At 64.2% G+C, this 20865-nt stretch carries 17 protein-coding genes; 4 read left to right on the top strand and 13 right to left on the bottom strand.

The annotated features are described in order from the left end of the window. The first annotated feature begins 211 nt into the window (after window positions 1-211). Entirely contained in the window at window positions 212-3082 is a 2871-nt protein-coding gene (locus ABLA28_RS00645; RefSeq protein ID WP_347712092.1) for a S8 family serine peptidase, read from the top strand. A gap of 234 nt (window positions 3083-3316) precedes the next feature. Here the strand turns inward: ABLA28_RS00645 and ABLA28_RS00650 are convergent, their stop codons facing one another. The 5 genes from ABLA28_RS00650 to ABLA28_RS00670 all read right to left on the bottom strand — a co-directional run bounded on the left by ABLA28_RS00650 (window position 3317) and on the right by ABLA28_RS00670 (window position 7490). Then, a complete protein-coding gene (locus tag ABLA28_RS00650) occupies window positions 3317-3781 on the bottom strand; it encodes an Hsp20/alpha crystallin family protein (protein WP_347712093.1) in 465 nt (154 codons plus the stop codon). Window positions 3782-4116: 335 nt separating this feature from the next. Continuing rightward, window positions 4117-5352, bottom strand: a complete 1236-nt coding sequence (locus ABLA28_RS00655; protein ID WP_347712094.1) for a dicarboxylate/amino acid:cation symporter — start codon at window positions 5350-5352, stop codon at window positions 4117-4119. Between the two features lie 129 nt (window positions 5353-5481). Continuing rightward, a complete protein-coding gene (locus ABLA28_RS00660; RefSeq protein ID WP_347712095.1) occupies window positions 5482-6123 on the bottom strand; it encodes a YigZ family protein in 642 nt (213 codons plus the stop codon). 21 nt (window positions 6124-6144) lie between these two features. Continuing rightward, window positions 6145-6627 (bottom strand): HIT domain-containing protein, encoded by a 483-nt coding sequence (locus ABLA28_RS00665; RefSeq protein ID WP_299301304.1) that lies wholly within the window; start codon window positions 6625-6627, stop codon window positions 6145-6147. 110 nt (window positions 6628-6737) lie between these two features. Beyond that, window positions 6738-7490: an HD domain-containing protein gene (locus ABLA28_RS00670; RefSeq protein ID WP_347712096.1), complete on the bottom strand. Its 753-nt coding sequence runs from the start codon at window positions 7488-7490 to the stop codon at window positions 6738-6740. Between the two features lie 169 nt (window positions 7491-7659). Between ABLA28_RS00670 and ABLA28_RS00675 the strand changes: the two genes are divergently transcribed. Then, the gene (locus tag ABLA28_RS00675) at window positions 7660-8715 is read left to right on the top strand and encodes a PQQ-binding-like beta-propeller repeat protein (protein ID WP_347712097.1); all 1056 of its coding nucleotides are present in this window, start codon (window positions 7660-7662) and stop codon (window positions 8713-8715) included. An 83-nt stretch (window positions 8716-8798) separates the two neighbouring features. Here ABLA28_RS00675 and ABLA28_RS00680 read toward each other — a convergent pair whose 3' ends face one another. Genes ABLA28_RS00680 through ABLA28_RS00715 form a run of 8 tightly spaced genes read right to left on the bottom strand, consistent with a single transcriptional unit; the run spans window position 8799 to window position 15225 of the window. Next, complete coding sequence (locus tag ABLA28_RS00680) at window positions 8799-9590, bottom strand: histidinol-phosphatase (RefSeq protein WP_347712098.1); 792 nt, start codon at window positions 9588-9590, stop codon at window positions 8799-8801. Next, complete coding sequence (gene hisIE / locus ABLA28_RS00685) at window positions 9587-10264, bottom strand: bifunctional phosphoribosyl-AMP cyclohydrolase/phosphoribosyl-ATP diphosphatase HisIE (protein ID WP_347712099.1); 678 nt, start codon at window positions 10262-10264, stop codon at window positions 9587-9589. The genes ABLA28_RS00680 and hisIE overlap by 4 nt, the downstream gene beginning before the upstream one ends. An 8-nt stretch (window positions 10265-10272) precedes the next feature. Continuing rightward, on the bottom strand, window positions 10273-11058 hold the full coding sequence (gene hisF, locus ABLA28_RS00690; protein WP_347712100.1) for an imidazole glycerol phosphate synthase subunit HisF: 786 nt from the start codon (window positions 11056-11058) through the stop codon (window positions 10273-10275). A 45-nt stretch (window positions 11059-11103) separates the two neighbouring features. After that, window positions 11104-11817, bottom strand: coding sequence for a 1-(5-phosphoribosyl)-5-[(5-phosphoribosylamino)methylideneamino]imidazole-4-carboxamide isomerase (hisA, locus tag ABLA28_RS00695; RefSeq protein WP_347712101.1), 714 nt, complete (start codon window positions 11815-11817; stop codon window positions 11104-11106). A gap of 31 nt (window positions 11818-11848) precedes the next feature. After that, window positions 11849-12442: an imidazoleglycerol-phosphate dehydratase HisB gene (hisB, locus tag ABLA28_RS00700; protein WP_347712102.1), complete on the bottom strand. Its 594-nt coding sequence runs from the start codon at window positions 12440-12442 to the stop codon at window positions 11849-11851. Then, on the bottom strand, window positions 12429-13532 hold the full coding sequence (locus ABLA28_RS00705; protein WP_347712103.1) for a histidinol-phosphate transaminase: 1104 nt from the start codon (window positions 13530-13532) through the stop codon (window positions 12429-12431). The genes hisB and ABLA28_RS00705 overlap by 14 nt, the downstream gene beginning before the upstream one ends. Beyond that, window positions 13529-14140, bottom strand: coding sequence for an ATP phosphoribosyltransferase (hisG, locus tag ABLA28_RS00710; RefSeq protein WP_299299706.1), 612 nt, complete (start codon window positions 14138-14140; stop codon window positions 13529-13531). The genes ABLA28_RS00705 and hisG overlap by 4 nt, the downstream gene beginning before the upstream one ends. Further along, complete coding sequence (locus ABLA28_RS00715) at window positions 14137-15225, bottom strand: ATP phosphoribosyltransferase regulatory subunit (RefSeq protein ID WP_347712104.1); 1089 nt, start codon at window positions 15223-15225, stop codon at window positions 14137-14139. The genes hisG and ABLA28_RS00715 overlap by 4 nt, the downstream gene beginning before the upstream one ends. Window positions 15226-15839: 614 nt before the next feature. On the opposite strand from ABLA28_RS00715, the gene ABLA28_RS00720 reads away from it, so the two are divergent. Beyond that, entirely contained in the window at window positions 15840-17894 is a 2055-nt protein-coding gene (locus tag ABLA28_RS00720) for a methyl-accepting chemotaxis protein (RefSeq protein WP_347712105.1), read from the top strand. Window positions 17895-20456: 2562 nt separating this feature from the next. Continuing rightward, entirely contained in the window at window positions 20457-20759 is a 303-nt protein-coding gene (locus ABLA28_RS00725; RefSeq protein WP_299301450.1) for an HU family DNA-binding protein, read from the top strand. The last annotated feature ends 106 nt before the right edge of the window (window positions 20760-20865 follow it).

Consider the following 20865-nt stretch of genomic DNA (forward strand, 5'->3'; position numbering starts at 1 on the left):
TCCGGGAGCGGCGGTTGCGACGCCGGCTTCGGGGGACTGCTCCTCCTCTCCGCTGTAGCTCTGTTCCCGTTCCGTAAAGTGTTTAAGGCAAGATAAGGCAGTATGTCATGCGGCTCTCCCCCGCCGTGCCTCTGGGGGGTGGGGGGCCGCGTATGTCGTTATTGGAAGTATATGTCGCTATTGGAAGCAAAGGTAAAGGAGTGTTTCGATGTTGAAGCGTTGCAGGTGCTGGCTTTCGATCCTGTTGGCCTGTTTGTTGTCGACGGCGGCCTGGGGATCGGAGCATTCGGAGTATGTGGAAGGGCAGGCCCTGGTGGTGCTGAGGGGCGGAGTTTCGCGCGTGACGGCCGCGGACGTCTCCCGCGGTGGGGCCAGGAATCGGCTGAATCACGTGGCGGCCTCCGCCCAAGCCCGGGTCCTCAGCACGTACCCCGCGCTGTCCGAGGCGTCCGGCAGGGAGGTCTTCGCACTGGTGGCGTCGGACCGGAAGACCACGGAGGAGCTCGTCAGGGAATTGGAGAAGGACCCCAACGTTCTGGCCGCCTCTCCGAACTACAGGGTCTATCCTTTGAAGAGTCCCAACGACCCTCAGTATGCGGATGGAAGCCTCTGGGGAATGGAAAAGATCGGGGTTGCCGAGGTATGGGATACGGCGACGGGCAGCCCGGACGTCTACACGGCAGTCATAGACACCGGGATCGCTAAGGAGCACGAGGACCTTAAGGACCGCGTCAGCCTGCAGTACAGCCGAAACTGCTGCGGCGAGGCGGAGACATATATCGATGACAAGAAGGGTCACGGTTCCCATGTAGCCGGGACGATCGCGGCGACGGGGAACAACGGCAAGGGCGTGGTCGGGGTCAACTGGAACGGCGGGATCATCGCGCTCAAGGTCTTCCCGGACCGGGGGAAGGGCGCGGCGGACTCCGACATCGCGAAGGCCCTCGACTATCTGACGAAGCTCCTGCTGAAGGACCCTTCCCTGAAGGTCCCCGCTGTGAACCTGTCTCTTGGAGGCTATGAGCCCAACAGGCCAGACAAAAACATGGGAACGCCCATGTGGCTGGCCTACAAGGCGCTGGACAAACTGGACCGGACGGTGATCGTGGTCGCCGCCGGAAACGAGGGGCTCGAGGTCGGCAGGCCGGCCCCCTTCACGGACTACGCAAGGAGCGTCGTGCAGGGCCATTACGTCTACCCGGCCTCCTACATCGGAATCGACAATCTGGTCGTCGTGGGCGCCATGCAGAGCGACGACCAAGGGGCTTCCTTCAGCAACTGGAGCGACACGAACGTCGACATCACGGCCCCCGGGGCCGGCATTCTGAGCTCGATCCCGCGAGAGGCGCCCGATGAGAATGGCTTGCCGTACAATAAGGATTATGACCGGTGGAGCGGCACCTCCATGGCGGCGCCTCACGTGGCGGGAGCGATTTCCCTTCTGGCCTCCATCTTCCCGGACAAAAAAGCCTCGGAGCTCAAGGCGGCCATTCTGGAGGGGGCCAACCGGGAGATCAACCCCATCGCGAAACCCGATCCGGAGGGGCCCAACCACGTGGGGCTCAACGCGTTGGGTCAGAAGCTCTCCGTTTGGGGAATGCTGGACGTGAAGGGCGCGTATGACCGGCTCAGGACGGGGAGCCTCAATGCTCCCAACCCCATCGAGGTCCCCAGGGCCTCTTGGAGCATTTCCGTAGGAGAGGAGCCCGGAAGGGCGGGGTATAGGAAGGTCATCCTCACGGCGAGCTTCGACCTCGCCCCATTGAAGGGAAAGGTTCCCAGCGCTCCGGAGGTCTTCTGCAACAACCAGTTGGAAAACATTCGAGCGGTGCTGAACGTGGCATCGGGGACGGGGGAGGTCCGTATCGAGGGGGTTCTCTCGAAGGACCTGCTGGACTATACCGTCCTCAGGAGGCTCACCTACGAGGCCGACGGGCACCGTTACGCCGCGAAGCTGCAGGGAGCACCCATGCTTTTTCGCAGGATCAAGGGGTACACGGTCATTCCACCGACCCCGGTGGCCCTGAAAAAGGAGAGCTGGAGGGTCTACATCAACGAGGACACTGACGGCGACACCTGCCGCGTCTGGGTGGAGGCTCCCTTCAATACGGGGTGGCGCAGCCCTTCGAGCCCCGATGTCGAAGTCGTCGACGTTCCCGGAGTCGAGTTGATCACGGCGGCGTACTTCGACTACGCACAGGACGGAAGCGGATGGCGGCTCATCTGGAGGGGCAGGATCCCAACCGCTCGGCTCAAGGCGTTCGGGATCGCCTCGATCCGATACAAGGTCAGGGAATGGAATGACGTTATTGAAGCGACGCTGTCTCCGTCCCCGATGATGATCAAGGATATGCGTGGCTTCAAGGATCCCTCCGACCCCACGCCGCCCAATCCCAATCCTAACCCTAACCCTGGGCCCAATCCCGGGCCCAATCCTAATCCCGGGCCCAGTCCCAGGCCTCAGGACCCCGCGCCGGACAGACCCAAGGACCCCTCTCCCGGCAAGCCATCGCCGGAAAAGCCCAGGCCGGATGAGCCGGAAAACCCGGACGACAACTCCGTCCCGAGGGACCCCGAACAGTGGGGGATCACCGTGGGCGAGTCGGACGCGGCGGGCAACGTGCCCGTGAAGCTCGAGACGCGGATATCGCTGCCCAAGCCGCTGGTCGCGGGTTCCCTGAAGGCGGACGCCATCGGGTTCGTACCCGGGACGATAACGGTCGAGGCCGTGCGGGAGAAAGGCACGATGGCCTTCGCGGAGGATCCGGAGGCGGACCCCCTCGAGCGGACCGCCTCCACCCAGGCTCTGAGCTACGGACTTCGGATCGCAGGCAAGGTGGCCAAGGGGCAGTGGGATACGGCCAGCATCCGGTCGATACGCTGCAGGCTGGAGGGCGTCGAGGGCGAGAGGACCATCGGCCTGGGTGAACGGGGAGTCCTCCTGAAGTCCATGAAAAAGCAGGAGCCGGAGGTAAAGCCCGAGGAGAGGAAAACCTCCGGGAGCGGCGGTTGCGACGCCGGCTTCGGGGGACTGCTCCTCCTCTCCGCTGCGGCTCTGTTCCTGCGCGGACGCTGCCGGTAGGACCGTATTCCGTATCCGTGCGGGCTCGTTTGGGGCAAGCCCAAAAGCTCCTCACGGAGATGTGCGGAAAAGTCCCGATACGCTTACGCTGCCCGAGATTCGTCCTGAGCGAGAGCCCCACGGTTAAACCGTGGGGCTTCGCTTGGTCGCGCCAGGCGCACGAAAAGGGAGGCGGGGCACCCCTTGCGGGCCCCGCCTCCACTCGCTCGCCGATCGCCGCGCCCCTCGTCCGCGCTACGCCTCGGCGGACACGGCAACCTTTCTGTAGCCCTTCTCCTGGCTCTTCTCCGTCATCTCAACGGTAAGGACCCCGTTCCTGAAGGAGGCCTTCGCGCTCTCCGGGTCCACCTCGACCGGGAAGGAGATCATGCGCTCGACCTTGCCGTAGCTGCGCTCGGACCGGAAGTAGCTCTTGTCCTCGCCGCCCTCCTTCTTCTCGGCGCTCTTCTCGGCGGAGAGGGTCAGCTTGTCGGCGCAGACGTTCAGCTCCACATCCTCGGGCCTGACCCCCGGCAGCTCGGCCTCGACGAAGAGCTTGCCGTCATGCCGGTAAAAGTCCACGTGTACGTTCAGGCCCGCGTCAACGTCAAGGAAGGGCAACGCCCCCATCCTCTCGGCAAGACCCTGCATCCCCTGGAACAGAGAAACCGCCGGATCCGAAAACCTGTCGAAGACCACAGGGAAATACCTGCTTCTCATCATGTATCCCTCCAAAAATTTCAGGTTCGGCCCCCTGAGGAGGCCTCCTTGTTTCTGACCAATATGATACTACTGACCTTAATTAACCATATCGTCTATTTTCGTGATTGGCCGATGGTGAGTTTTGCGTAGGGCTCGAGCGTCCTCTCGCCCCCGCTCCGTTACGCTTGAGCACGCCCGCGCTCCGCCGCGGCACTTGGGTGCGGGCTTCCCGGTCAGACCGATCCCCGAGCCCGAAGGGCTCCGCAGAGGGAATGAAAAAACGGCCCGGGACTCCCCCGGGCCGTTCGCGTTATCGCCGTAATAGATGTGGCCGCCGCAACGGGCGCTCCGCGTCAGCCCGCCAGGTTCTCGCCCTCGCTGGCCGCGACCACGGCGCAGACGGCCGTATCACCCGTGACGTTCAAAGAGGTGCGCGCCGCATCCAGAATGGCGTCGATCCCCGCCACCAGGCCGATACCCTCGATGGGCAGCCCCACGCTGGTCAGCACCAGGGTCAGCATGATCAGCCCTCCGCCGGGAACGCCCGCCGTCCCGATGGAGCCCAGCGTCGCCGTCACGACGATCCCCACCTGCGCCTGCAGGTCCAGGGGAATGCCGAAGGCCTGTGCCACGAAGAGCGCGCAGACCCCCTGATAGAGCGCCGTGCCGTCCATGTTGATCGTGGCGCCGAGCGGCAGTACGAAGGAGCTGACCCCCTCGGAGACGCCCAGGTTGTCGCGCACGTTCGCGATGGTCACGGGCAGGGTTCCCGAGCTGGAGCGCGTGACGAACGCGGTGATGGCGGCCTCCCGGATCCCCTTGAAATACCACAGGGGCGAACGCCTGCAGAACGCGGAGATCATCCCCGAGTACACCACCGCGGCGTGGAGGGCGCACCCCAGGTACACCGCTCCGATCACCTTGGCGAACGGCGCCAGGATCGCCAGCCCGTACTTGGCCGCCGTCGTCGCGATCAGGGCGAAGACTCCGTAGGGGGCCAGGCCCATAATCATGTGGGTCATGGCGTACATGACCTCGGCCACCGACTCGAAGAAGCCCGCGACGCGACGCCCCCTCTCCCCGGCGAAGATGCAGGCGACCCCGAAGAACAGGGCGAACACGATGATCTGAAGCATGTTGGCCTTGACCATCGCGTCCAGGGGATTGGACGGGAAGATGTCCAGGATGACGTCCGCTAGGGGCTTGGCCTCCTTGGCCGCGGCCGTCACGCCCTCGATGTTCATCCCCACGCCGGGCCGAATGAGGTTGCCCAGCGCCAGCCCGATCACGATCGCCACCGCCGTCGTGAGGAGGTAGAGCACCAGCGTCTTGGCCCCTATCCGCCCCAGCTTCCTCGGATCCCCGACGGACGCGGAGCCCGCGACCAGGGAGGCGAACACCAGCGGGACGATGAGCATCTTCAGAAGCGTGAGGAATATCCTGCCGACCACGTCCAGCGCCGGCATCACGAAGTCCTTCAAAACCGGAGTCCCCGCAACCGACGGGCCGACCGCAAAGCCGAACACGATGCCCAGGACGAACCCGATGCCGATCTTCCAGAGCAGGGACATGCCTCTTTTGCCGCTCACAACAGATCACCCCTTCGGTTCAAGATGGCCGGGACCTGCGCCCCATCGAGAGGGCCGCGGTCCAGCTGTCTTTATTGTACAGCAAATTCATCGTGCGACAGCATAATAAAGGGGTGAGATTCGAAAGGGTCAGGCGGACCAGGCATCGAGCGTGCCCCGTGCCCTAAGCTCGTCCAGCGCCGCGAACAGCGACTCCGAGCGGGACAGGGGGACGGAGGCGCGCACGCAGGCGTCCGTTCCGTAGGTCCACTCCGGGGCATCCCCGGCATCGTGTTCCTCCAGAAGGCGCGTCACTGCGCCGATGGAGGCATAGGGAAGCCGAACCTCGACGGGCCGGGCCACCCTCCGCTCCACGCGCTCCGCCGCGGCCAGGACCCGCTCCGCGGCCAGGCCGTAGGCCTCGATCAGGCCGCGCACCCCCAGCTTGACGCCCCCGAAATAGCGCGTCACCACCACCATGACGTTGACCATGCCGCTCCTTCGGACCGCGCCGAGGATCGGCCGGCCGGCCGTCCCCGAGGGCTCCCCGTCGTCGGAGCAGTATTCCGTCGTGGGATGCGGCCCCAGGAGGTAGGCCCAGCAGTTGTGCGTTGCGTCCCGGTGAGCCGCGTGTATCTCGTTCAGAAAGCCGCGGCACCCCGCCTCGTCCCGGCAGGGCGCCAGACAGGCGATGAAGCGCGACCGCCTGATCCGCTCCTCGATCCTCCCGTCGACTCCGACGGGGCCCGACGGCTCAAAGTAAGCGTCCGGCCCCCGCCCGGCTTCACCCATCTCCTAGGACCACGCCCCGGCTCAGACCGAGTCCCAGTCGGCGGCGAGCTCGCGGTAGGTGGCCTCCAGGGACTCGGGGACCACGCGGGTGTCCGCCAGGACGGGCATGAAGTTGTTGTCCCCGTTCCAGCGCGGCACGATGTGACGGTGCAGGTGCCCCTCCACCCCGGCCCCGGCCGGATGCCCCAGGTTGATGCCGATATTGAAGCCGTCCGGCCCCATCTTGCGCTTGAGCAGCGCCACCGCGTGCGCCGTGAGCCGGTGCATGTCCGCGGCCTCCGCCTCCGTCAGGGACTCGTAGACGTTGGTGTGCCGGTAGGGCACCACCATCATGTGGCCGGGATTGTAGGGATAGAGGTTCAGGATGACGAAGCAGGACTCCCCGCGGTGCAGGATGTAGCGCTCCGCGTCGCGGCGCTCCGCGGGGAAGTCGCAGAAGATGCAGCCCTCGTGCTTCGGGGCCGCGATGTAGGCCATGCGCCAGGTGGCGAAGATATGCTCCATGAGGCCGCTCCCCTTTTCTCGAAATTTTCGTGAACTTCATCGAGGCGGGCCCCCGGAGGGGAAAACGCCCCTCCCAAGCCCTTCGTCCATTATATCGCGACCCCGCCGCCTCAGGAGTCCGCGGCCCCGGCCAGCCGCTCCAGGACCCTCTGCACGCGCGCGTCGCCGCGGGGGAAGCGCCCGCGGATGTCGTCCAGAATTCCGCTTCTCCTCAGGATGGCCCGAGAGGGCGCGTAGTTGAGGTCGAGCGTCCAGGTCATCTGGATCAGCAGGTAGTCCAGCATGGACGCGGCGTTCGCGTACGAGCCCCTGCCGGTGCGCTCCACCTCGTCGAGCAGGGTCTCCGAGAGCGGCAGGCCCAGCCTGTGGCTGGGCAGCAGCTCCACCTCCCGCCCCTCCCTCATGCAGCGCTGAACCAGCCGGAACACGTCCAGCTTGTCGGCGTCCCTCACCAGGCGGCAGAACGGCAGGACCCCTTCGCCGAGCCCCTTCGGCAGCTCCCGTTTGTTGTGCAGCCGGACGGACTCCAGGATGGCCGCCCGCGCCCCGTCGTCCGCGAGCTCCCGGGGAAGCTCCGCGGCCAGGACCGCATACCCCCGGTCGCCGTGGTCGATGGACTTTCCGTCCTGGTAGGTGCGGAAGTCCCGGTATTGGCTGAACCGCCCCGTGTCGTGCAGCAGGCAGGCGGCGACTCCGGTCTCCGCCTCCGCGGCGCCCCAGCCCAGGTCCCGGACCAGCGCCTCCCCCACTCGCATCACGTCGCGGCTGTGGACGTATTTCATCTCCAACATGGGCTCCGTCAGATCGAAGCCCCGCGCGTACGACTCGAACCAGCCTCGTACACCCTCCAGATTCACAACCATGAAAAGACCCCGTTCTCCCGTGTCGCGGCGGAATATTTTCAGTAACTATAACATGGCCCGCCCCCTTGAAACTGCTTATAATATTGAAGCAACGACGCTGCCCGGTCCGGATTTCCCGGGCCCGAAGTGCCGCCGTTACGATCGATCAATGTATGGGAGGTTATCGATGATGAGACGCGTTCTTTCTGTAATGCTGCTTTCGCTTCTTGCATGTGCGGCCCCGTTCTTCGGGAATGCGGCCTGGGCCTGGAGCGGCAGGCTCGCCTGGACCTTCAGGGCCGAGGCGCCGCTGACCAGCTCCGTGGCGGTGGCGGGCGGCCTTGTGCTCGCAGGGGACAGCGTGGGCAATCTGTACGCCGTCCACAGCGCCTCGGGGCAGGCCGCCTGGATCTATAACGGGACGAATTCGATCGTCGGCCGTCCGACGGTTGCGGGCAACAAGGTGATCTTCGCCCAGGCGGACGGGACGATAACGTGCCTGTCCCTGAAGAACGGCGACGTCGCCTGGCAGTACGTTCCCCCGGAGGAGAGCTATGCCGCCGAGACGGTGGTCGACGGCGCGGCGGTCGGAGACGGCAAGGTGTTCTTCGTGAAGGGGGACGGCAAGCTCTACGCCATCTCGGCGGTCAACGGCAGGGCCCTTTGGACCTATAACTCCGAGCTGGAGCTGCGCAGCGCCCCAGCCTTCGCCTCCGGGCTCGTCCTGCTGGGCGAGCAGAGGGGCGTCTTCAGCGCCATCAGCCCCGCGAACGGCAAGCGCCTGTGGGGCGGCGGCGCGGGCGGCGCGATCAACACCCCGGCTACCGACGGCGCCAACGTCTACTTCTCCAGCTGGGACGGCTCCGTCCAGAGCGTCCGGATCAAGGGCGTGGTCCCGCAGTGGAAGTCGGACGTCGGCGACCCCATCACGACGGCCCCCTTCATCGGCGGCGGCAAGGTCTTCGTGGGGACGGCGAACGGAAAGGTCGCCGCGCTCGACTCCAGGAGCGGCTCGGTGCTGTGGACCTTCGACACCCAGGGGGGCAACATGGCGGCCCAGCCTGTCTTCGCCGAGGGGCTCGTCTTCGCCGGCGGCGGACAGGGAACGCTCTTCGTCCTCGACGCCGCTTCGGGCACGGAGCGCTTCACCTTCTCGGCCGGGGCCGGCATCAACAGCTCGCCCGCCTTCGCGGGGGGCGTGCTTTACCTGGCCAGCGCGGACGGGAACCTCTACGCCATCAGGTAGCGCACAGCGTATTCGGAGCATGAAGGAAGCGCCGACTCGAGTCGGCGCTTCCTTCATGAATGCACTTTTGACCTGGCGCTTCCCTAAAGCCCGACCTCCTGCCAGGCTCCGTCGATCCACTGGAGCGTCGAGCGGAAACCGAAATGCCTCAGGACCTCGGCGGCCTCCGGGATGAAGCGCAGGAGGGCCTGGGCGTCGTGGCAGTCCGCCTGCAGGGTCAGGAGGCGGTTCTTCTCCCGGAGCCGGCGCAGCAGAAAACCGTCCGGGTACGGCCGTCCCCGCCAGCGGAACCCGCTGGCGTTCAGCTCCGGGACGCATTCGCTCCCGATCACGACGTCCAGCGCCTCCAGCGCGGCCCTTCGGTACGCTTCGTCCTCCCTGAAAAAGCGCTCGTCCGCGTTGAACTTGCCGATCAGATCGAAGTGCCCGACGACATTCGGGCGCTGGGTCCGCACCATGTCCGCAACGCTCGCGTAATAGGCCCGGATGGCGCTCTCCGGGCCCCCCCCCGCCGCCAGGAGCGCCGCGAACCGTTCCTCGTCCCAGTCCACGGAAAGGCATTCCCCGCCCACCTTCAAAAAGTGCACGGAACCGATCAGAAAGTCGTAGTCCGAACGGCGGGCCACCGGGGCCAGATAGTCCTGCTCCATTCCAAGGACGATGCGGATAGTCCCGGCGTACCTCTCCCTCAGCCCCAGGATCGTCCTTCGGTACTCCGCCTCGGACCTCAGGGATCCCGCATCGAAAGGGGCTGGAGAATGGGCGCTGAAGCCCAGGTCCGTAAGCCCTGCGGCGACGGCCGCCAGGACCATCTCCTCGGGCGAGCTCCGGCCGTCGCAGAGCGTCGTGTGGTTGTGAAGGGTCGAGCGGATCACCGAAGCGCCTCCTGCTTCACCTTGTGGTCGACGACGTGCCGGGAGGCCAGCTCGCCGCGCACCTCGTCGAGGGTCACGCCGCACTGCACCATCAGCACGAGGGCATGGTAGCAGAGGTCCGCCAGCTCGTAAATCGTCTCCTCCCTCGACCCCTTCATGGCGGCGACGACGACCTCCGTCGCCTCCTCGCCGCACTTCTTCAGAATCTTCTCCAGCCCCTTCTCGAACAGGTAGGTGGTGTAGCTGCCCTCCGGCCGCCTCTCGTTCCGGTCCTGGAGCAGCCGGTACAGGTCGTCGATTGTGAGGCGCGGGTCCCCTTTCTTTTCCGCCCCTGTACCTTCCGCCTCCGCACCGTCGAAACAGGAGTCGGTCCCCCGGTGGCAGGCCGGCCCGTCCTTCACCACCTCCACCAGCAGCGCGTCCCCGTCGCAGTCGGGGCGAATGGACGCCACGCGCTGGACGTTCCCGCTCGTCTCCCCCTTGCGCCAGAGCGTCCCGCGGCTGCGCGAGTAGAAGCAGGTGCGCCCCTCGCGCAGGGTGATCTCCAGGCTCTCGCGGTTCATGTAGGCCAGCGTCAGCACCTTCCGGCTACGGAGGTCCTGGACCACCGCCGGGATCAGCCCCCGCTCGTCGAACCTCAGCGCGCCGACATCAAGTTCGAGGTCCATCCTCATATCCGACCCTATCCTTCCTTCCGGCCCTCGAGCGGCTCCTCGATGCGGACCGGGACCCCCCGCTCCCTCAGATAGCGTTTCAGCTCCGGGATGAGGACCGTTTTCGAGTGGAAGGCCCCGGCGGACAGGCCCGCGCCCACGCCGGGGATTCGGAAGGCCTCGGCGAAGTCCTGCATCGTCCCCGCCCCCCCGGAGGCGACGATCGGGACGCTCACGACCCGGCCCACGGCCTCGAGCATCGGCAGGTCGAAGCCGTCCCGGACGCCGTCGGTATCGATGCTGTTCAGGACGATCTCCCCGGCTCCCAGCTCCTCCCCCAGACGGGCCCACTCCAGGGCGTCCCGCCCCGTATCCGTCTGCCCGCCCTCCGCGAACACGCGGTAGGCATCCCCTACCCTGCGCACATCCATCGACAGCACCACGCGCCGGCTGCCGTACTTCTCGGCCGCGCGCCGGAGGAGCTCCGGATCGCGCAGCGCCCCGGAGTTCACGCTCACCTTGTCGGCGCCGCAGTCCAGGACCCGGTCGAAGTCCTCCAGGCCCGCGATGCCCCCACCCGCCATGAGCGGGATGTGGACGCACTCCGCGACCCGGCGCAGGAGCTCGATGAAGATTGGCCGGCCCTCCCGGCTGGCGGCGATGTCGTAGAACACCAGCTCGTCCGCCTGGTTGTCGTCGTAAAAGCGGGCGAGGACGACGGGGTCCTCCACGTCGCGCAGCCCCTCGAAGCGCACGCCCTTGACGACCCGTCCGCCCTTGATGTCGAGACAGGGAATGATGCGTTTTACGGTCATAATCTCTCCTCCAATTCGGAAGGCGCCGATCGAATCAGCGCTTCCTCAGCGTAGTGCGCAAACGAGTTCCTCCAGACGAAGCCGCCCCGCATAGAGCGCCTTGCCGACGACGGCCCCCGAGACCCCCAGGCCGCGCAGCGCGAGGAGCTCCTCCAGCGACGAGATCCCCCCCGAGGCGATGACGTTGGGGATCCCTGAGGTCCTCAGCCGCTCGTACAGCGCGAGGTTGGTCCCCTCCAGCCTGCCGTCCTTCGCGATGTCGGTCGCGATGACGGTCGCGACGCCGCGCACCGCCAGTCTACCGCAAAACTCCAGCCCGTCGAGGCCCGAGCCCCGCTCCCAGCCGTGGGTCATGACCTCCCCGTCCAGCAGATCGACGCCGACGGCGACGCGGTCCTCGAACAACTCCAGGCAGCGGTCGAGAAAATCCGGGTCGGAGACGGCCGCCGAGCCCAGGATCACCCGTCCGGCCCCGGCGTCGAGATAGGCCCGGGCACGCTCCTCCGTGCGGATGCCGCCGCCGACCTGGACGAAGAGCTCCGTCTCGCGGACGATCGCCTCGATCAGCCGGTGGTTCGCGGCCCGGCCGCCCCGTGCCCCATCCAGGTCCACGACGTGCAGGCACTCGGCCCCCGCCTCGCGGAAGCGCCGCGCCGCCTCGCAGGCCTCCACGGAATACGAGGTCCGGCGCCGAAAGTCCCCCTGCTCCAGCCGGACGACCTGGCCGTCCAGCAGATCTATTGCCGGGTAGAGCCTCATCGCCCGGCACCGCGGCCCGATATCGGCATGGTCATGAGTTCAGGACCCCCTTGCTGGACGGAATCTCGTCCCGAAAATCCGGGTCGGGCCCGGCCGCCTCGGCGAGGGCCCGGCCGAATCCCTTGAAGACCGCCTCGATGACGTGGTGCGCGTTCTCCCCCGAGAGGAGCCGGATGTGCAGCGTCAGCCCCAGGGTCCGGACGACGGCCTCGAAGAACTCGCGCACGAGCTCCGTGTCGAACGCGCCGACCCGCGCCTGCGGCATCGGGACCTCGAAGCGGAGGAAGGACCGTCCGCTCACGTCCAGGGCCACGAGGACGAGGGCCTCGTCCATCGGCAGGAGGCGCTGCCCGTAGCGGCGTATCCCGCGGCGGTCCTCCAGCGCCTCGTTCAAGGCCGTCCCCAGAGCGATCCCCACGTCCTCGACCAGATGGTGGAAGTCCACGCGCGCGTCCCCGGACGCACGGACCGTCAGGTCGAAGCGGCCGTGATAGGCGAGGAGCTCCAGCATGTGGTCGAGGAAGCCGCAGTCCGTCAGGACGTCGCGGCGCCCGCTGCCGTCAAGGTCCAGCGTCAGCCGGACCGTGGTCTCCCTCGTGACCCGCTCGATCTCAGAGCGCCGCATCGGCCGTCCCCCTCCTCATATCCCGCAGGATGTCCCGGAGGGCGTCCAGAAACGCCCCCACCTGTTCGGCCGTCCCCACGGACACGCGGAGCCAGGCCCCGGTCCGTGCGGGCCTGCCGGGCTCATCCGGAAAGTGGCGCACCAGAATGCCCCGCTCCCTCAGGATACGGTGGAGCAACGCGGCGGCCGCCGGGGGCCGCGTGAAGACGAAGTTCGCCTTCGAGGGAACGACCTCCGCGCCGAGCGCCCTCAGTCCCTCCTGGAGGGTCTCGCGGTTCCTCATGATCTCCCGCCGGGTGCACTCGAAGTACGCCTCGTCTCTCAAGGCCGCTTCACCCGCCGCCAGGGCCTGAGCGTTGACGCTGTAGGGGTTGAAGCCGAACTTCAGCGTCATGAGGTCGGCCGCGAGCGAGCTCGACCCCAGGGCGAAGGCCAGCCGGACCCCGGCGAGCTGGCGCGACTTCGAGAAGGTCCGGATCACCAGCAGGTTGTCGTACTCGTCCAGCAGGGGCGCGGCGGACTCCGCCCCGAAGTCGACGTAGGCCTCGTCGACGACCGTCAGGCGGTCCCGGTCCTGTTCCAGCAGCCTCCGGACGTCGGGGAGCGCCAGGGCCAGCCCGGTCGGCGCGTTGGGGTTGGCCAGAAAGACCGTCTCCCTGCGGCCCCGGTAGTCGTCGACGTTCAGGGAAAAATCATCCCGGAGCGGTACGGTCTCGAAGGGCACCCCGAACATCCGGCAGAATACGGGGTAGAACCCGTAGGTGACGTCGGCGAAGACGGCCCCCCTTGGGCAGAACCCGTGAAAGCAGAAGGCAAGCAGCTCGTCGCTCCCGTTCCCGGTTACGACCCGGTCCGTATCGAGGCCGAAGAGGTCGGCGACGGCGCGGGTCAGGCCCCGCGCCTCCGGGTCCGGGTAGAGGTTCAGCCTCTCCGCCCCGGCGGCGGAAAGCGCCTTCACCACGGCCGGAGAGGGCGGAAAGGGGTTCTCGTTGGTGTTCAGCTTGATCACGGGCCGCCCGTCCCGCGGCACCTCGCCGGGAACGTAGCGGACAAGCCCCGCGAGCCTGGGATCCAGGAAATGCCGCGTCATGATCTTGCCCTCCAGGGATCCGTCAGGCGTTCTATCGCCGTCCGGATGAAATGATAGCGGGAGCGGTTGGCGATCAGGCGGGCGCTCAGGGGCGCGATCTCCTCCAGCACCTCGAGCCCGTTCTCCCGAAGCGTCGTCCCGGTCTCGACGATGTCCACGATGACGTCGCCGAGCCCGACGAGCGGAGCCAGCTCGACGCTCCCGTGCAGCTCGATGACCTCCGCCGCCCGGTTCTTCCGGGCAAAATGCTCCCCCGCCACATGGGGATATTTGCTGGCCACGCGCAGGACCCGCGAGGGGTCGTCGGAGAACCCGGCCGGGGCCGCGACGACCATGCGGCAGGCCCCGAACCCGAGGTCCATGAGCTCGAAGACGTCCGGCTCGTCCTCCATCAGCACGTCCTTCCCGACGACGCCGATATCCGCCGCGCCATGCTCCACGTAGACCGCGACGTCGCTGGGCTTGACGAGGGTCGCCTCGATGTCGCCCATCGTGAAGGCCAGCCTGCGCGACCCGTTCCGCAGTCCGGCGCAGTCGTAGCCGCTCCTGTGGAGCAGGTCGGCGACCGACTCGCTCAGACGCCCCTTGGGGATGGCCAGGCGGATCATGACCTTCCCTCCTCCCGGATCTCTCCCGCCGCATCAATGCGCCGCACCGACGCCGCTCCCCCGGCCTCCGCGCGGCTGCGGCAGACGAGCACCTTCAGCCCCTCCCGCACCCAGGCATCCACCCGCCCGAGGACCGCGCGGAGGTCGGGGCATTCGTTGACCAGGGCGACGTCGATGGGCCGCGGCCCGTCGCGGAACAGCGCGTCGAGCTCGGCGAGGTAGACGGCGAACCCCACGGCGGCCGAGGGCTTCCCCAGCTTCTCGAGCAGGTTGTCGTAGCGCCCGCCGCTCAGCACGGGCCTGGGCAGGCCGTTGACGAAGCCCTGGAAGAACAGTCCGTTGTAGTAGTCCAGCCCCTGGACCACGGAGAAATCGAGGCGCAGGCGTCCTCCCAGGCCGCTCGCCTCGAGGACGCCGCAGAGGGTTTCCAGCTCGCTCAGCTCCTCCTCCGCACCCCGATCCGGGAAGACCTCCCGTATCGCCTCGAGGGCACGATCCGGCTCCTGAGGAAGCCGCATCAGCCGGGCCAGGGGCCGCGCCCGTTCCTCCCCGATCAGGCGAACGAGGTCGTGGAGGTTCCTGTGGCGCACGCAGCCCAGCACCGCCTCCGTGAGGGGAACGCCCTCGAGCGAGCGGGCGAGAAGCCCCAGGTGCCCCAGCGCCAGGACGAAGTCCCCGGAGAACACGGCAAGGCTCCTCAGCGCGAGCAGAAGCACCTCGGCCTGAGCGTAGAGGGGATCGCCGCCCAGGGACTCTATACCGATCTGCCGTATCTCGCGAAAGTCCCCGCCCCGCCCGCGGCGGAACACGCTCTCGGCATAATGCCACTTCGCCGAACCGGCGCTGGGCTCGTAGCTCTTGACGATGCTCATCGTAACGTCCGGCTTCAGCGCCATGAGCCGTCCGCGCGAGTCCGGAAAGGTGATCGCCGTCTCCTCGTTTAGGAAATTCCTGTTCTCCCGATACAGGTCGTAGGGCTCGAACTTCTCGATCCGGTAGCGGCGGTAACCGTAGCCCTCGTAGAGCTGCCGAAGCGTCAGGACCGCACGCTCTCCCCGGGTCAGGATATCGGGGGATAAATCCATCTCAGCTCACGCCTCTCTTTAGTTCTTTATGCTATCACTCTAAAGCGATGAATGATATTTTACACCACCTCATTTTGGGGGACAATCGGTCTAGGCAATAAAAAACATTGTCAAGCAAGACAGAGTATGTCAGAATGAACGAGACAGAGACCGTGCGGATCCGGCCCGAACGGCCCGAAGCGCCGCAGCCGGTTTTTTGTGGGCTCCTGCCGTTCCTCGTGGATCGACGAAGGAGGCCCTTTGCGACGGCCTCTTCCGATCCATTGCGGCACGCATTCCGGAGAGCGGGGGTGTTTCGAGAACATTTTACACACAATGACGATACCAACCGGCTCCTGGCGGCGGATTGTTTTTGGGATTTTCGGGAGGGCTGCCGGCGGCAGCCTCAAAGCATGGAGGTATTTTGGAGGAGGGGATGAAAAGGAAGATCGTCTACGATCACGGGAAACGGATGTCTCGTTTCCGCTGCGGCGCTGTCGTTCTATCGTCTCATCTTTGTTTTCGAGTCGGTTTTTCAGGATAACGCATTGGAGTGTTCTTTGAAAAGCGAGGCAAATCGATAAAGAAGTCGGGCTCTTCACATTCCCCACAACTATATGAAAAGAGGGTTTTCGATGACAATTCGAGGGAAGCTGCGTTTGATCGCAGGGGTTATTTTTCTGGTCATCCTGTTGATGACCGGCATCACTTATGTCCGGTCGGGAACCATGCTCGATAATTTTCTGAAGAGCTCCGGCACCGAGATTGCCGTAAACGCGGCGAACATCGTCCAAGATCAACTCGATCGTTACATCATGACCGTGAACATCGCCGCGGCTGCCATGCGCCAGATCTACATCGACGCAGCGAATCCCGAGCTCGGGGCGAAGAACGTCGAGTTGCTCTGCGAGAGAATGCTGAAGAACACCGAGGACAAGAACATCCTGAACATGTACCTGGCCCTGGAGTCCACGGGGCTGCTTGCCATCGCGAGCTCGGAGGGCAAGTGGGTGGCTCCCGCAGGATACGACGCCCGGACGCGGGGCTGGTATCAGCAGGCCGTGGCCGACCATGGGACGACAAAATTTACGGAGCCCTACGTCGAGGCGGCATCGGGCAAGCTTGTGCTCGCGGCGACCAAGGCCGTCTACGACGACGACAACAGGCTGATCGGAGTGGCGACCATCGAGGTCGAGCTGGACAAGCTGAGCGCCTTTGTGGTCGGACAGAAGGTATTCGGACAGGGATCCGGTGCACTGGTGCAGAAGGACGGCACCCTCATCGCCTACACCGACAAAAATTATGTTTTGAAGGGCAATCTTTTGAGCGGGCGGGATTTCAATGCGTCTGTTCACGCCTTTGCGGCAAAGGCCCTCAACGGGGAGACGGGCTTTGCCGATTACGTCAACAACGGCGAGAGACGGCGCGTTTTCTACGCCCCCGCCGGCCATGACTTTTTCTTCATCATCTTCTTCCCGATCTCGGTGATCGAGGCCATGGTGCGCGGCCTGACGGTCTTTCTCATCGTCATCGCCACAGCAGCGTTCCTGGTCATCGGCTTCCTCATCTTCGCCATCATGCGCAGCCTTTCCCGCTCTCTCAAGGGTATGAGCGCCGCCACCGTCGACCTGAGCAAGGGAGATCTGACCGTCCGTTTCAACGAATCCGGACGCGACGAACTGGCCGTCATGTCCCGGGAGCTCAACGCGATGCTCTCCTCCGTCTCCGAGACGCTCCACAACATCCGGACGGAGGCCGACGAGACCTCCAAACAGGCGGACACCCTGGCGGCCCTCTCCGAGGAGACCCTCGCCTCGATGGAGGAGGTTGCCGCTTCCATTGAGCGCGTCAACGGCGTCGTCAACTCCGCCTCCTCCGCGACGGAGCAGACCCACGCCTCTATCGGAGAGATTGCCGACAGCGCCCAGTCCAGCGCACAAAGCGCCACCGAGAGCGCCGAGCAGGCCTCCCGGGTGGCGGACGTCTCCAAGAATGCCGTCGACGAGGTCGGGGTCGTCGTCGCGGGGATGAAGGAGGCCAAGGACAAGTCCAGCCAAAGCATCGCCCAGATTCGGGAGCTCGGACAATCCGTCAATGCCATTTCCTCCTTTGTGACCACGATCACCTCCATTGCCGACCAGACCAACCTCCTGGCGCTGAACGCGGCTATCGAGGCCGCGCGAGCCGGGGACGCCGGGCGAGGGTTCGCCGTCGTCGCGGAGGAGGTGCGCAAGCTGGCCGAGGAGTCGGGACATGCGGCACAGGAGATCGAGAAGTTGATCTTGGGCCTTCAGAAGCACTCCGAGAGCTCCATCGAGGCGACCGAGGAGACGGAGAAGCTGCTGGTCGAGACCTCGGCTACGGCGGAGACGACGCAGCAGAGGCTGAATGGCGCCATGGACGCCATAGCGCGCCTGAACGAGGCCATTCAGAACATCGCGGCGATCTCCGAGGAACAGGCCGCCGCCTCCGAGGAGATGACGTCGGCGGTGCAGCACGTCACGGACGCCAATCATGATGTCGTCCAGGCCACCAATTCGATCCAGACCGCAGCCCATGAGACGACCAAGGCCGCGGAATCCATCGCCGGGGCCGCACAGAGCCTGGCCTCGACGGCGGAGAAACTTCAGGGATTCATCGGGTCCTTCATCCTCGACAATCGGGGCGGCATCGTTCCACAAAAGCAATAGCTTCCGCTTCTCTAAGGAGGGCGCTCGGCGATCTCGGAGAGGGTTTTGCCGAGCGCCCTCCTTTTTTTGGCGCCGAATCCCTTTTATCCTGAAGTTTGGGGGACGTTTGAAGGAGCATCCATTGCGTTTCCGATCCCTCAGAGGCCCCAATGTTTCACGTGAAACATCAGGGGAGGAGATACTCGACTCCATGAGGCTCAGCCCGCGCATTTCAAATCCGGACCACTCCGGACTACTTCGGACCACCTCGACAACATCGTCCCCCCGCATCCCCTCATGAAGGGGAATCGTCCGGGACTCAGGGAACAGAAAGTCATCCTTGAAGGCCCTCGATGGCCCGACATCTCGCCTCGGGGAGATGTCGTTTTACCCTATCCTTTATCCCTGGCTTCTCTCCTGAATGAAGGCGGCTTGGAATGAGCAGGTCTCAGGAAGTCAAGGGCTGTTTACAAAATCCTGAGAGAAAAAGCGAGCTATTCTCCAAGGGGTCAAAACTCCCAAAGCTTTGTAAGGCTTAAACCAGCCCAAAACCGCAGGTAAGGTCCTGGGGCTTCGCCCCAGACCCCACCAGAGGACAAGTCCTCTGGGCACCTGTCTGTCATTTTACTTTTCACCCAATGGGTGAAAAGTAAAATGACAGAAGAGACAGGGAAACTCTCTCCCGCAGTGGGTATGGGCGAGATTCCACGATTTTTAACCTGCGGATTTGGGACCAGTTGTAACCATTGACAAAACGAGCCTGTGATTTTCCGCGAGTCTCCGAAGACGCGAAATGCTCTTTATCCACATCTTCATCGAGGTTCGCAGGACTCATTTCCCTTGCCTTTGTTCTTGGGGGGTGCCGGGCGCGCGAACTTCCGCTCAATGCCGTTTCTCATGACAGCTCCGCAAAAGCATGATGCCTTGGATTCCCTTGAAAGTCTTTGCCGTTATCCCTATGGGCCGTCTCTATCGTACAGGCCCATTTCCCCAACACCTCTTCCGGAAAACGCGCGGCGAAACCCGCCGTCCCATCGGGCGTAACAAGAGCGTAAAGCTCCCGGATGAAGTCGGCGAAAGTCGCCTCCACTCCAGCCAAAGGAAACATGGGCTACAGGCATTGTGAACGGAGCAGTCACATTTGTGGCCTCGGGACGGAATCTTATCGATCGTCGGACGGAAGAGCAGATATTTCTCGGCCGGCAAGGCAACTCGGACACGCTCCCTGTGCTGCTCGAGATCGATCTCTTTCCGCTGCAGGGGAGTCAATTGGGTGCGTTTGTGGATGTTCATTTCGGGCGGCTTTTTCCCGGGCGTTTTTCCCCTGCAACCTTACCCGGCTTGCAAAGGACCCAAAATCAGCCTGCGGATGAGCTTGCGAAGAAAAGAAGCTTGAAAGCCGGCCGTACCGCCCCTGGACAATCTACGAGAGCGAAGCGGATGCCCCTCAAGGCGGCTTCTTTCATCGACTTACATTCCAGCTCCATGAAACCCTCTTTTGTGGACAACTTCTGTGTATATTGTGGGTAACCCCAAAAATCGCGTTTCATCCCCGCATGTCCTCCACAATTACCCATTAGATAGAATATACTTTTATCCCGGAATATTCCGACCAAATAATCCCGCCTGAAACCAGCTGTTCTCCCATCCGTCCGATCCCTCGGCCGAACAGGCGAGCGGGAGCTGAAGCAAAGCCTTCCCGGAAGTTCTTCATACTTCGGATCGTGGAGCGTGCGGCCTGCTCTCCAAGGCCGACCTCCTCCCCGAAGGTTCTTCATACCTCGGATCCCGCTCTCGCCCTCAGGATCTCCCCCCGGTCCACATGAGAAAAAGGCAAGGTCCCATACGAGCACGCCCCGCTCATAGCCGCATCCGATCCATCACAGCCCTGTCAGAGCCCTCATGGAGGAGGGGAGGAGGTTAAGAAAGGCTGGAGTCCCGGGGGCTCCTGCCAGGCAAAGCGCCGCAAGCCCCCTTCATAAGCGGGCGGAGAAGGCTCCTCGAGCAAAGCGAGGCGCCGATACCCTTTCTGCGGAATATCGGAAAGGGGGGCAGCTCGCGGGACCCCATGAACGGTCCTTCAGCAAAAATTTTAAAGCGTTTCAGAGAGGATAAAGATATTGATTTTTATTAACCTATATCCGCCGGGCGATCGGCTTTTCCGTTTTTCGCCCCTCACCGTCCGTCCGGGAGCGCGAAGGCGTGCCGCTCGAAAATCCCCGGCCCGCCATTGCCCTGATCCTGTAGAATTCGGTAAAACCGAGAAAACGGAGGCTTGACCGGGCCATCCCGGGTTTTCGGCGTCCCCGGCGGAGGGTTTCGTCCGACGGCGCGGACTCAGAAGGCCCACCACAGGAAAAGGAGGGGACGATGAATGGCGTCGGGGGTGGAAAAACACCCCCGTGACCGAAGTCAGAATCCCGCATGATTCTTGAGGCTTAATGGGACTGGGCACTATTGTTCATTTATGCGAAAAATCCTCTCAAGAGACGTCCACATCGCTATTTTTTGCCCAAAAGGGGCTTGTATATTTCATAAAGGCTGATAGAATGCAGAAAAATCTTTATTATGGAGGTGTAAGTTGTGACAAAAGCCGAGCTTATTGACCAGATTGCCGAGAAATTGCTTGTGAAGAAGAAGGACGTCACCCCCATCGTCGAGGAAGTTTTCGCTTCGATCGAGGGAGCCCTGGCAAAAGGGGAGAAGTGCACGTTCGTCGGCTTCGGCGTTTTTGAGGTCAAGGAGCGCGCCGCGCGCGAGGGCCGCAACCCTCAGGATCCTTCCAAGGTCGTCAAGATTCCCGCCAAGAAGGTCCCCGTATTCCGTCCCGGCAAGGATCTGAAGGAGAAGGTCCTGGCCGTCAAGGGCAAGAAGAAGGCGAAGTAACGCCTCTTTTTTTCCGCAAATACGGAGATTGCTTACGGAAAGCGGCCCTCAATGGAGCCGCTTTTTATTTTTTCGTCTCCCCGTCGGACAAGGGCGGGGCGGAGGA

Source organism: uncultured Fretibacterium sp., assembly GCF_963544685.1.
Lineage (GTDB): Bacteria > Synergistota > Synergistia > Synergistales > Aminobacteriaceae > CAJPSE01.

Bases quoted from the DNA above. Each gene is read 5' to 3' on its own strand.
- ABLA28_RS00715 (WP_347712104.1), bottom strand. From the start codon at position 15,225: ATGGATTTATCCCCCGATATCCTGACCCGGGGAGAGCGTGCGGTCCTG.
- hisB (WP_347712102.1), bottom strand. From the start codon at position 12,442: ATGCGGCGCTCTGAGATCGAGCGGGTCACGAGGGAGACCACGGTCCGG.
- ABLA28_RS00660 (WP_347712095.1), bottom strand. From the start codon at position 6,123: ATGGGTGAAGCCGGGCGGGGGCCGGACGCTTACTTTGAGCCGTCGGGC.
- ABLA28_RS00705 (WP_347712103.1), bottom strand. From the start codon at position 13,532: ATGACGCGGCATTTCCTGGATCCCAGGCTCGCGGGGCTTGTCCGCTAC.
- hisG (WP_299299706.1), bottom strand. From the start codon at position 14,140: ATGATCCGCCTGGCCATCCCCAAGGGGCGTCTGAGCGAGTCGGTCGCC.
- ABLA28_RS00675 (WP_347712097.1), top strand. From the start codon at position 7,660: ATGAGACGCGTTCTTTCTGTAATGCTGCTTTCGCTTCTTGCATGTGCG.
- ABLA28_RS00720 (WP_347712105.1), top strand. From the start codon at position 15,840: ATGACAATTCGAGGGAAGCTGCGTTTGATCGCAGGGGTTATTTTTCTG.
- ABLA28_RS00670 (WP_347712096.1), bottom strand. From the start codon at position 7,490: ATGGTTGTGAATCTGGAGGGTGTACGAGGCTGGTTCGAGTCGTACGCG.
- hisA (WP_347712101.1), bottom strand. From the start codon at position 11,817: ATGAGGCTCTACCCGGCAATAGATCTGCTGGACGGCCAGGTCGTCCGG.
- hisF (WP_347712100.1), bottom strand. From the start codon at position 11,058: ATGACCGTAAAACGCATCATTCCCTGTCTCGACATCAAGGGCGGACGG.
- hisIE (WP_347712099.1), bottom strand. From the start codon at position 10,264: ATGAGGATGGACCTCGAACTTGATGTCGGCGCGCTGAGGTTCGACGAG.
- ABLA28_RS00665 (WP_299301304.1), bottom strand. From the start codon at position 6,627: ATGGAGCATATCTTCGCCACCTGGCGCATGGCCTACATCGCGGCCCCG.
- ABLA28_RS00650 (WP_347712093.1), bottom strand. From the start codon at position 3,781: ATGAGAAGCAGGTATTTCCCTGTGGTCTTCGACAGGTTTTCGGATCCG.